Origin of the sequence: Salinibacterium sp. (genome assembly GCF_031364185.1) — a bacterium.
GTDB lineage: Bacteria > Actinomycetota > Actinomycetes > Actinomycetales > Microbacteriaceae > Rhodoglobus.
Map to the genome: position 1 here is coordinate 1 of NZ_JANLVV010000181.1, position 1576 is coordinate 1576.

The window sequence follows — 1576 nt, forward strand, 5'->3', positions numbered from 1 at the left end:
GGAAGTGGCGTTGAAGAACCGATTCAGCCGAAATTGTGACATGAGACGTGAACTCTCCTTGAATGGGGATGGGGATCCCGGTTTCAATCGGGCCTCCGCTGTGCCAGAGTAACTGCGCCGCAACAACGCTGTCCAACCGGCTCGATCCGGAGCAACAAGCGCTGCCGTCGACCGGAAAGGACCCCCTGTGCACTCGATCGCTGTGGCCGGCCACCTCTGCCTCGACATCGCGCCGCGCCTCCGTGAGACGCCCGATGTCACCCCCGGCCACCTCAGCGAAGTGGGGCCGTTGGCGATAACGCTCGGGGGTTCCGTCGCCAACACCGGCGGCGCGCTCGCTGACCTCGGAGCAGAGGTGACACCGTTTGCGTCGGTCGGGCAGGACGAGCTTGGCAGCATCCTGGCGGCGCAGCTCAATGCCAGGGGCTTTAGCGAGCCTCAACTCTGCGCGTCGTCGGTCGCGACAACGTCATACAGCCTCGTCATCGAGAAACCCGGCGCCGATCGCGCTTTCTGGCACCACACCGGAGCCAACGATCAATTCGACGGAACCAACGTCTTTCTCGACGGCCACGGGCTGCTTCATGTGGGGTATCCGCCCTTACTCCCCCGCATGCTGAATGAGGGCGGTCGGCCGCTCTATGACCTGCTCTCGCGGGCGCGTGCCGCCCATGTCACGTCCTCGCTCGACCTTGCCGTCGTGGACCCGCGCTCTGCCGTCGGAGCGCTCGACTGGTCTGGCATCCTGGGGCTGGCTCTGTCCGAGACGGATATCGCAACTCCCAGCCTTGATGACCTCACGTCGGCCCTTCAAATTGAGGAGCCGTACTCACCCGCCCTCGTCGATCGGCTGGCTGACCGCATGCTTGCGGACGGCGCCGCTGTGGTCGCCATTTCGGCGGGGCATCATGGCCTGCTCGTCAAAACCGCGAGCGCGGCGCGACTTCGCGAGGGCGGCGCAGTGCTTGCGCCCCACGCCGAGACATGGAGTGACCGCACCCTGATTGTGCAATCTCGGCGGGTCGTGAACCCGGTGACGACCAACGGCGCCGGTGATGCAAGCACTGCTGGTCTGCTGTTCGCGCTTGCACGCGGTGCGACACTGGAGCAGGCCGCATCCCTCGCGACCGCGTGCTCGGCGGTGGTGATGAGCGGAATTCGCCCGACCCCGTCAACGATACTGTCGCTCGATTCCACGCTGGCTCCCTTGTTCACCCCCGGCGCTGCCGCATGAGCGGAACCGCGGTGGGCCCGATCCCGCTCCCCTCCAACCAACCGCCCGCGCGTTTCTACCGGGGTGGCAGCCGCATCTCTGAATTTCGCCATGAAGGGCCGTCGCCTCCGAATACTCCCGAGGATTGGGTGGGGTCGACCACGAGCGTGCGGGGTAATACCCCCGTCGGAATGACAAGACTCGGGGATGGCACACTGCTCGCCGAGGCGATCGCCAGCGACCCAAAATCGTGGCTTGGCTCGGATCACGTGGCGCGGTTTGGCATCGACACCATGCTGCTGGTCAAGCTGCTCGACGCGGGCCAACGGCTCCCGGTGCACGCGCATCCTGACGCCAGCTTCG

1 protein-coding gene and 1 pseudogene are annotated in these 1576 nt (G+C 65.7%); both read left to right on the forward strand.

The features are described from left to right. The first annotated feature begins 187 nt into the window (after window positions 1-187). Window positions 188-1234, forward strand: coding sequence for a carbohydrate kinase family protein (locus tag RMN95_RS08045; protein ID WP_309616417.1), 1047 nt, complete (start codon window positions 188-190; stop codon window positions 1232-1234). After that, a pseudogene (locus tag RMN95_RS08050) lies at window positions 1231-1576 on the forward strand (carbohydrate kinase); the annotation flags it as partial. The gene RMN95_RS08045 and the pseudogene RMN95_RS08050, both read left to right, overlap by 4 nt.